Annotated in this window: 8 protein-coding genes; 2 read left to right on the top strand and 6 right to left on the bottom strand. The window is 52.5% G+C overall.

Translation table 11 applies throughout. The features are described 5' to 3' along the window. Positions 1–396: 396 nt before the first annotated feature. The 3 genes from plsY to VB712_RS20250 all read right to left on the bottom strand — a co-directional run bounded on the left by plsY (position 397) and on the right by VB712_RS20250 (position 3022). On the bottom strand, positions 397–1047 hold the full coding sequence (plsY, locus tag VB712_RS20260; RefSeq protein WP_323258158.1) for a glycerol-3-phosphate 1-O-acyltransferase PlsY: 651 nt from the start codon (positions 1045–1047) through the stop codon (positions 397–399). A 15-nt stretch (positions 1048–1062) separates the two neighbouring features. After that, positions 1063–2592: a bifunctional phosphoribosylaminoimidazolecarboxamide formyltransferase/IMP cyclohydrolase gene (purH, locus tag VB712_RS20255; protein WP_323258156.1), complete on the bottom strand. Its 1530-nt coding sequence runs from the start codon at positions 2590–2592 to the stop codon at positions 1063–1065. A gap of 79 nt (positions 2593–2671) precedes the next feature. After that, positions 2672–3022: a helix-turn-helix domain-containing protein gene (locus VB712_RS20250; protein ID WP_323258154.1), complete on the bottom strand. Its 351-nt coding sequence runs from the start codon at positions 3020–3022 to the stop codon at positions 2672–2674. Between the two features lie 196 nt (positions 3023–3218). Here VB712_RS20250 and VB712_RS20245 point away from each other — a divergent pair, with 196 nt between their 5' ends. Further along, positions 3219–7229 (top strand): response regulator, encoded by a 4011-nt coding sequence (locus tag VB712_RS20245; protein ID WP_323258152.1) that lies wholly within the window; start codon positions 3219–3221, stop codon positions 7227–7229. Further along, the gene (locus tag VB712_RS20240; RefSeq protein WP_323258150.1) at positions 7226–7678 is read left to right on the top strand and encodes a chemotaxis protein CheW; all 453 of its coding nucleotides are present in this window, start codon (positions 7226–7228) and stop codon (positions 7676–7678) included. Before VB712_RS20245 ends, VB712_RS20240 begins: the two co-directional genes overlap by 4 nt. On the opposite strand, the gene VB712_RS20235 is transcribed toward VB712_RS20240, so the two are convergent. From VB712_RS20235 to VB712_RS20225, 3 genes are all read right to left on the bottom strand, one after another. Beyond that, complete coding sequence (locus VB712_RS20235) at positions 7675–8526, bottom strand: cytochrome c biogenesis protein CcdA (RefSeq protein ID WP_323258149.1); 852 nt, start codon at positions 8524–8526, stop codon at positions 7675–7677. The genes VB712_RS20240 and VB712_RS20235 overlap by 4 nt on opposite strands. 116 nt (positions 8527–8642) lie before the next feature. Beyond that, the gene (locus VB712_RS20230) at positions 8643–9236 is read right to left on the bottom strand and encodes a TlpA family protein disulfide reductase (protein ID WP_323258147.1); all 594 of its coding nucleotides are present in this window, start codon (positions 9234–9236) and stop codon (positions 8643–8645) included. Positions 9237–9473: 237 nt separating this feature from the next. Continuing rightward, on the bottom strand, positions 9474–9701 hold a 228-nt coding region (locus VB712_RS20225), incomplete at its 5' end, for a zinc ribbon domain-containing protein (protein ID WP_323258145.1).

Below are 9701 nucleotides of genomic sequence, written 5' to 3'. Positions count from 1 at the left end.
ATAAGTAAAAGGAAGCCTTCGGGCAACCTATAGAGGCGTATTTGACTTCGCCTAAGAGTCCGACTTGTCGGAAGTTCTGAAATCCCTCCAGGGAATCCCCGTCTCTTTAGAGCGGGGAGTAGTCAATAAGCCCAGTGATACTGCTGAGGCAGTAAAGCGCTGGCTGTAATGGCACGGGTTCGAAATACATCGCGGCCTAACCCTTCGTTGCACCGGAAAAACACGGCGTACCGGTTTTTCCGGTGAACTCAAACGTTAGACCGCCCTTTTTTAATGATTTGTCAACTGGCAGAATGTTGGCTAAACCCCTCATCCCCCAACCCCCTTCTCCCACAGGGGGGAGAAGGAGAGCCAGATTCAAAGTCCTTCTTCCGACCTGGGGAGAGGGATTGAGGGTCAGGGTTGTGTAGGGGGATCAGTTTGCAACTTTTGACCAATGACGGGTTCCGTTCCGGCCAGGATGCGCTGAATATTCGCCCGATGACGGATCAACACATAGAGGCCCGCCATCAGACCAAAGAGGATATAGGGTAAAGGCTGCCCAAGGACAACCATCCAAATCCCGACGGCGATCGCCCCCATCACCGATCCGAGGGAAACAATCCGACTCACTGCCAACGTCATCCCAAATATGCCCAGGGTTCCCAAGGCTACGAGGGGACTCATCACAAAGAGAATGCCGATACTGGTTGCGACGGATTTGCCCCCTTGGAACCGCAACCAGACTGAGCGGCTATGACCGATCAAGGCGATTAATCCCGCTGCTGTGGCCAACCAAGGTTGCAGCGTGGGGGCAAGGTACGGGCTGATCTGCCCTACACCGTAAACGAGCAGCACCGCTAAAGATCCCTTCAGCGCATCGATGAGCAGGACAGCAGCCGCTGCCCCTTTGCCCACGGTGCGCAATACATTTGTTGCCCCCGTTGAGCCGGAACCCTGCTCACGGATATCGAGGCCCGTGAGCAGTTTGGTGAGTAAATAGCCCGTGGGAAAAGAACCCAAAAGATAGGCGGCGATCGCCAACCCGACAATAATCAACCCCGTCATACCACTCCTCCCTATTTAATGCAGAAAATGCCGTTTACCCGTGCAGACCATCACCAACCCCAATTCATCGGCAGCGGCGATCGAGTCTTGATCCCGCATGGAGCCACCGGGTTGAATGATCGTCGTAATCCCGGCCGCTGCGGCAGTGCGGACGGAATCATCAAAGGGGAAAAAGCCATCGCTGGCTAAACAGGCCCCTTGGGCCTTTTCCCCGGCTTGGGCGAGGGCAATGCTCACTGCCCCGACGCGGTTCATTTGCCCTGCGCCTACGCCTAGGGTGGTGCGATCGCTCGTCACGACAATGGCATTGGATTTAACGTGTTTGGCCACCTGCCAAGCAAATTGTAATTCGGCCCATTGGCTCTCGGTGGGTTGCTTTTGCGTCACCACCTGCCAAGTTTGGGGGTCATCCACGCCGTCATCACTGGCTTGGACTAATAAACCGCCGGCGATCGCCTTCACGGTTGCCGTCGGCCCCTGGGTCAAATCCGGCAAGATTAAAACCCGCAAATTCGCTTTTTTGGCGAGAATTTCCTGAGCTTCTGGCTCACAACCGGGCGCAACAATACATTCTAAAAATGTCTTTTTCAAGGCGGTGGCGGTGGCGGCATCAAGGGGGCGGTTGAGGGCAACAATGCCCCCAAAGGCGGAAACGGAATCAGCATTAAAGGCCCGTTCATAGGCTTCTGCTAAGGTGGGGGCGATCGCCACGCCGCAGGGATTCGTATGTTTCAGCACCGCCGCCGCCGGATCATCACCAGAGAATTCCAAAATAATCCGCCGCGCCGCCTCCAAATCCACCAAATTGTTATAGCTCAGTTCCTTACCCTGCAATTGTGTTGCCGTCGTCCAGCCCGTGGCATCGGTTTTATACCAAGTGGCGTTTTGGTGGGTGTTTTGGCCATAGCGGAGGGTTTGCAGGGGGGTAGCGGTGATGTTGAGTTCGGTGGTTTTGCCGGTGAGTTGGGCAAAATAAAGGGAAATGGCACGATCATAATGGGCGGTCATTTCAAACCCTTCGAGGGCGCAAGCGCGACGAAACTCTAAACTGGCCCGCCCCCCTTGGCTCCGCAATTCCTCCAGATAGGCCCCATAACGGCTGGGATTACACAAAACCGTGAGGTGGGCATGGTTTTTGGCCGCGGCCCGTAGTAGCGTTGGCCCCCCAATATCAATCTTTTCGATCGCCTCCTCTAGGGTGACATTGGGTTGGGCGATCGTCGCCTCAAAGGGATAGAGGTTCACCACCACCAGATCAAAGGGGCGAATATCATTGGCGCTCAGTTCCGCCAAATCACTCTCCAAATCTTGCCGGGCCAAAATCCCGCCATGGATACGGGGATGGAGCGTTTTCACCCGGCCGCCGAGAATTTCCGGGGAGCCGGTGTAATCGCTCACCTTGGTGACGGGTAAACCGGCATCACTCAAGGTCTGGGCTGTACCCCCGCTGCTAATCAGGTCAAAGCCAAATTCAGTGACGAGGGCTTTGGCCAATTCAACAATTCCAGTTTTATCGCTGACACTCAGCAGGGCGAGCTTACTCACGGCGGCAATTTTCCACAAACAACGCTGCCATTATAAAACGCCCCGCTCCCATCCTTCCGGGCATTTCACAAATACTTAATTACAAATAACTTTTATATTGAGTGGATAGATTTGCATCATCTTCCATAAACCCAATCAAACCTAATGCTTCTAGTTCTTGATAGAGGGTAGGTTTATGAATTTGTAGAGATTGTTGTTTTGTTTTGACTTGCTCAATAGATTGATGATTTTTTACATGAAGTTGACTGAAAGGATCAATGAATCTGATCTGACTTCCTGTTGCTCCTAGAGAAATTAATTCTGATTTTTTCCAATAGAAAATTGTACTGGGTGGAATGTTCATTAAACGTGAGACTTCAGCGAGATTTTTGCCTTTTGCGATATGTTTTAATGCTTGTTCACGCACATCAGTACTGTACTTACTGGCCATTGTTTTAACTTAAATCATAGTTTTGACACTGCGATTATCGCAAATTGACGATTGTTAGCCGTGAAGCTCTGCCTTTGGCCAGCCCATCAGCTTGCGTTGGTGTGGGCAGTCAAGCATGGGATCTGAAATTAGTGGGGAATACCGTGCAAGTTGGGAGCTTAGGTCTAAAATGAAATGCAGAGACGGCTGAAAATTAATGAAAGACTGGGATTTGCACAAACTAGCCGGTGGCCTCTGGTCATCGATCCGGGATTGGGACTATTTCCAAACCGACGAAATCGGCCAACAGGTGGCGAAGGCCGCTGAAACCATCTTGCAATCCCAAACCCCCCAAGCTTCCACGGTGATCCCCATCGATGATGACCCAGATGAAGAACTCAGCCGCCCCCCCCGCCGCCAATCGATCCCCATCGATGACGACGAACCGGCCCGCCCGCCGCTGATTACGCCGCCGCCCCGCAATATTCCGGTTCAGGATGATGATGATCTGTTCGGGGATCATCTGTTGCGTGATGATCTTCTAAGAGAGCCAGAGCCTGTCGCTCCATCCCTCCCTACAATGACGATGGGCGCTAGTACACCGATTCCCATCGATGACGATCCTCAACCGGAACTTTTCACCCCTCCCGCTCCTGAACCCGACCAAACCCCCTTAGCACCCCAATCCGAACTCAATCCAGATCAGCTAGGGGATCCTTGGGCAAACCCGGATCTCCTCCCAGAAACTCCCGTGATCACAACCCCGCTATCCCATCCAGGGGAGATGGATCTCTGGGAACAGGAACCCGTGATCACTCCTGATCCTGCCATGGCTGAACCCCTGACTTGGCTCGATCCCGATCCCCTAAAACCCGATGCTCCCCTGTCAGAACCGCCACTTTTTGCTGACATCAATGCCACAGAAGCGGCAGATAACGGCAGTTTTGACTGGCCAGAACACCATAGCCCCCCGTTCACCGCTGATCAACCGGAGGAGCAGGACGCTGTGGAACATGAGGCGATCGCCCATACCCTCCCCAGCGTCAGTTTTGAGGAGAATACCACCATTGCTGATCCCTTTGGGGCTAGTGATTTCCTGACCTTGGATGAACTCAGCCTTGATGAACTGGAAACCTTCGATAACTTTTTAATCCAGCCGGAACCCAGCCCCCCAGAACCAGAACCCTTCTCCCCACCGGCTGAAACCTGGGAGGTGGAAACTTGGGAACCCGAACCGGAACCTGCTCCCACACTGCGCAATCCCGAAGGTTATCAATACTTTGTTACTGAAGCTCAGGATCTCCTTGTCACCATTGAGCAGGAATTGCTGGCCCTCAATGAAACGGCGGCTACTGCGGATATTTATAGCTTGATGCGAGCCACCCATACCCTCAAGGGGGCGGCGGCGAATGTGGGGCGAGACACGATTATGACGATCGCCCACAACCTAGAAGATGTTTTCCGGGCCTTGTTAGCCCCCGAAGCGATGATTGATCAGGATGTGCAGGGGATGCTGTTTGAGGGCTATGAATGTCTGCGTTTAGCGATGAGTGCAGAATTGGCGGGGGAGCATAGTCAGGATGATGAGTTACTGAATCATGCCGCTGATATTTTTGCCCGTTTTCAGCGTAAATTGGGGAATTGTTTTGACCATCAGCCCCCCCTGCCTAGCTCTTCAGAAATGGGGTTTGATATTACCCAATCGATTTTTGAAATGGGGGTGCAGCAACGGATTGAGGAGTTAGAAAGCTTGATTGAGCAGGGGGGGGATGAGTTGGCCCTAGCGGGTTTGTTACAGGAACAAACGGAAGTGTTTATTGGTTTGGGAGAATCCTTAGGATTGCCCACATTTACGGCCCTTTCCGAAACAATTCAAACGGCGGTGATGACGACCCCGGAGGAGATTCGGGCCATTGCGGCGTTGGCTTTGGTGGATTTGAAAACGGCACAGCGTCAGGTTTTGGCAGGCGATCGCACCCATGGCGCAACATTGAGCCAGGCTTGGCAGCCATTCATCGGGTTCGCCTCTCCTCTCGCAGCACCCTCTATTGATCCCACACCCACAGAACCCCCCATCACACCGAAGGAGGCGATCGAGGAAATTGAACGGACTAGCACCCCAGAGCCAGATTTAATCTCTCAACCCGCCACCCCCATCCCCAACAGCATCACCCTGGCCAGCGATCTCTGCGACGATATCACCACCCTCACCCAGGAACCCGACCCCACCCCCATCCCCAACAATCCCACCCCCAAACCAATTAGCAAAACCCTCCGCATTGACCTCGATCAACTAGAGCACCTTAACCATTTGGTGGGGGAATTGTTGATTAATCAAAACCAGTTGTCTCTGCGAGATGAACAGTTCCAAACCTCGGTGCAAAAGCTGGCGGATTGGCTGCGAAAACATCGTCTTACCCTCGGACAATTGCGGGAATTGCTGCCTCAAGAAACCAATGGGGAGGAGGTTTCCACTCTCCATCGCCTCCTTTATTCTGCCTTAGAGGAGACTTCCCAGCTTACCCAAGCTACGGAAGATATGAATCTGTTGGTACGCACTACGGCTTCAACCATTGAGCGGGAAAAACGCCTGTCCAAGCAACTGCGGGACAACATGGAATCGGCGCGGATGATGCCCATTGAGGGGCTGTTAAAACGGTTTCCGCCGATGGTAAAACAGTTATCCATGGTGCATCAAAAGGCGGTGAATTTGAAAATTCAGGGGGCTGGGGTTTTAATTGATAAAACAGTAACGGAAAACCTCTATGATGCCCTGCTGCATTTGGTGCGCAATGCCTTTGATCATGGTATTGAAGGGCCAGATGAACGGCGGGGCCGAGGAAAACCCGCAGAGGGACAGATTGAGATTGCGGCCTATAACCAGGGGAACCGCACGATTATTGAGGTGCGGGATGATGGCCAGGGGTTGAATGTGGGGCGGATTTTGGAGCGGGCGATCGCCCACCACCTCATCACCCCCACCGAAGCCGCCCAAATGCGCCACAGTCCCGAATTAGCAGAGCGGCTATTAGTGCTTCTTTGTGAACCAGGGTTTTCCACCGCTGCCCAGGTGACGGATCTTTCCGGCCGGGGGGTGGGCTTAGATGTGGTCAAAACTCAATTAGCTCAAATTAAGGGGACGTTACAACTCATCGACCGGGGCAATCAGGGAACGACGTTTTCGATTCAAATTCGGGAATCGTTGCTCAGTGCGCGGCTGTTGATCTGTCGAGCGGGGCAATCGGTTTATGGGTTCGTTTCCAATGAAATTGAACAGGTGTTAATTCCGGGGGAAAAGCTGCGGGTTTTGGCGGGGCAAAAGGTGCTGGATTGGCATCAGGCGGAAGATGAATATACGATTCCGGTTTATGAATTGGGGGCGTTGTTTAAATCGCCGCCCCGGTTAGCGACGAGCCGCTTGGCCTTGGCCGGCAATGGCGAGTTACAGCCGGTGCTGACCACGCCGCAAAATATTGCCCCGGTATTATTACTGCGTACCCCCGATGGTTTACTGGGTTTAGAAGTGGAGCAGGTGATTGAGGAGCAGGAGTTGGTGATTAAGCCGATTTCCGATGCGATCGCCCCTCCCCCCTACCTTTACGGCTGTAGCATCCTCGCCGATGGTCGCCTAACGTTGGTGATTGATGGGGCGATGTTGGTGCAATATACCCAACGCAACGGGATGCGCCAAATCCAAGAAACCACCCCACCCTTAGCCCTCGCCAGTACCCCCCTCCCGCCGGATTTAGCAGCGGAAGCCCTGGGGCTATACGTCCCCTCCAGCCATCCCGCCGATGCCACGCCGCCGCCACTGGATTTAATGGCGGAATCTCCCCCCACGGCAAAAACGACGATTTTGGTGATTGATGATTCCCTCACTGAGCGGCAAACCCTAGGGTTAATCATCAAAAGGGCAGGTCAGCAGGTGATTGAGGCTAAAGATGGCCGGGAGGCGTTGGAAATTTTACGCAGTGGTCGCTCCGTTGATGGGATGATCTGTGATATTGAGATGCCCCGGCTCAATGGGTTGGAGTTTCTCAGTGCGGTGCGCCAGGATCTGCAATGGGCGAAAATCCCTGTGGTAATGCTTACCTCTCGGAGTCGGGATAAGTTTCAGGCGATCGCCCTCGAATTGGGGGCCTATGCCTACCTCACGAAGCCCTATGTGGAGCAGGAAATCCTCACTACCCTCACCGCTGCCCTCAAAGCCGCAGGCCGTCAACCATGAACCAACGCGCTGAATCCGACCTGATGCGGGTGATTGTCTTTGCGATCGGCCCCCATCTCTTTGCCCTCCCGATGAAAGTGGTGGTAAAAATCAGCCCCCGCCCCCCGGAATTGCACCCAGATTTTGATGATGTGGGGTTATTAGATTTGGAGGGGGAAACGGTGAGGCTATTAAGGTTAGAACAGCTTTTAGACTTGAACGCCCCCACAACCCGACCCTTTTTAATTTTGGTGCGTACACCCCAGGGTTTAGGGGGGATTCAGGTCACGGAGTTACCCAACATGATGGAATTACCCATGGCAACAATCCAAACCCTCCCGGACGCTTCGACAATGCTCCGCCGCCTCAGCCAGTATGTGGCCCTCTGGCATTTGGGCAACGGCCAACAACCGATTTTTCTCCTTGACTTAGCCCTCACCTTCGATCAACTCGCCCTCAAAGGTCGCTAAATTCCCATAAACCAACTGATCCCCGTCCACAGGTAATAAACCCCCGTTAACATTAATGCCACAGTCCCAAAGCGAATCACCCCCTCCGAATGAGTCAGCAAGCCCCGACTTTGCTTTGCCAACCCGGTAAACAAACTAGCGAGAAAAATTAACCCCGTATAACCCAAGGCATAACTGACCATGGTCAGTGTTCCCATTACCTGCGAACCCGTAGCCGCCGCTGCTGCTAGGACAGCAAAGAGTACCGGACTAGCACAGGGAGAACTCACCAAAGCAAAGGTTAAACCCACACCATAGGGGCCAGCTTTAGGGAAATTTAGATGGGTTTGGGGTAACGAAAACTTAATCACGCCGATTAGCCATAGAGCCATCACCACCATGATCAACCCCACGGCAATATTGATATAGCCGCGATAATCCACCATCACCGCCCCGGCAAAGGAAGAGGCTAAACCAAAGAGGCTGAGAATCGTCACCGCTCCGAGCACAAACAGGCCCGCCTTTTGGAAAGCATCCCAGCGAGAGGTGATTTTTAACGTGCCGATGTAGCTGAGATTGACCGGCAAGAGCGCCAAGATACAGGGGGAGATACTAGCCAGTAATCCTCCAAAAAATGCTAGGGGTAGGAGGATGAAAGGATTGGTCGTATTTTGTTGATCAAACCACTGTTGATAGCGGTTTTCAATGAGGGAAATAAAGTGTTCTAGGGGACGGCCCAGCGTTGAGCCAACAGTGAGGACTAAGATTAATGCAGTTATGCCTAAGCCGATGTAGATCGGCCATTTTTGAGAGCAGCGATCTGGCTTTAATCGTGAAGATTGAGTAGGATTAAGGGGTACTTTAGTCATGGGATTTGTGAGGAGTTAATTATCAAAAAAGGGGAAGGGCGAAAATTTTCGCCCCTACGCCAAGGGTGTTAATGAGGACTGAAATCTTCACTAACAACGAAGTGGGGATATAACTATTAATTGATCGCGGTATCGAGAACGGTGGTATAGGCTTCGATATTGGGATTGTTGCGGTGTTGAGCCAGGATTTTGCCGGTTTCTGGTTCAACAATCGTGAGCGTCCCCGTTTGGGCTTTATGGGCCTTGAGGAATTCCTCTAGCCCTAATGCTTTGGCTTTGGCTTCGGCGGCGGCGGTGGTGGTGCGATCGCTCACATCCAACACGACAAAATTCACCTGACCCTCATAATCCTGTTCAAGTTGCGAAAGGGTTGGGGCAATGTTTTCACAGGCAGAGCACCAAGTTGCAAACACATCAACCACGACGGGCTTACCGTGTAGTTCTGCTGCTAAGGGGCCACCAATGGAGCTTTGGGTTTTACCAGCGCAAGGATCAGCTTTACTCGCACAGGGATCAGCTTTACTCGCACAGGGATCGCCCTTACTCGCACAAGGATCAGCTTTACTCGCACAGGGATCGCCCTTACTCGCACAGGGATCAACATCCTCCGTTGCAGCAGGTTTAGAAGCGCAGGGATTAGCACAGGCTACCACTGCCCCTAAGCTGAGAGAAGAAACCATGGCCAGTAAAGCAAGATAGCGAACTTTCATAGGGAAATAGCCTCAATAGAATTAGGGGGTTTGGATGCGGGTGTGCATCGTTAATTCTGATTAAAAGCCGGTTAGATGAGTTTTTAATGAATTTTGGCGAGAAGTTTGCTGAACGCGGCAGAATTGATGTTAAATCTGGCTTGTTGAAGGCGAAAACACGCGAAAACGGTCAATTTTCACTGAAAATTCAGATTCACCTGCGATCATGAAGGCATAAATACCTTGACACTCCCCGCGCTAAAGCGACGGGGATTCTTCACTCAACGAGCCAACTTGCTCAGACAGGATGACTCCAGCCAAAGTAGAGGTCGATTCTCCTGAAGCGTTGCTTGCGTCTAGCGCAAAAGTTCCGGTATGCCCTACCGTACTCAATCCCCGACTGAGGATGTTTCTCGCTGCATTATGATCCCTGTCCATCACACATCCACATCGACAAACATGAGTCCGAGTGGATAAAGTCTTCTG

Source organism: Spirulina sp. CCNP1310, from assembly GCF_034932185.1.
In the GTDB taxonomy this organism is placed as follows: domain Bacteria; phylum Cyanobacteriota; class Cyanobacteriia; order Cyanobacteriales; family Spirulinaceae; genus Spirulina.
This window is presented reverse-complemented; position numbering and strand designations above follow the sequence as displayed.

Bases quoted from the DNA above. Each gene is read 5' to 3' on its own strand.
- plsY (WP_323258158.1), bottom strand. From the start codon at position 1,047: ATGACGGGGTTGATTATTGTCGGGTTGGCGATCGCCGCCTATCTTTTG.
- VB712_RS20245 (WP_323258152.1), top strand. From the start codon at position 3,219: ATGAAAGACTGGGATTTGCACAAACTAGCCGGTGGCCTCTGGTCATCG.
- VB712_RS20250 (WP_323258154.1), bottom strand. From the start codon at position 3,022: ATGGCCAGTAAGTACAGTACTGATGTGCGTGAACAAGCATTAAAACAT.
- VB712_RS20230 (WP_323258147.1), bottom strand. From the start codon at position 9,236: ATGAAAGTTCGCTATCTTGCTTTACTGGCCATGGTTTCTTCTCTCAGC.
- VB712_RS20235 (WP_323258149.1), bottom strand. From the start codon at position 8,526: ATGACTAAAGTACCCCTTAATCCTACTCAATCTTCACGATTAAAGCCA.
- VB712_RS20240 (WP_323258150.1), top strand. From the start codon at position 7,226: ATGAACCAACGCGCTGAATCCGACCTGATGCGGGTGATTGTCTTTGCG.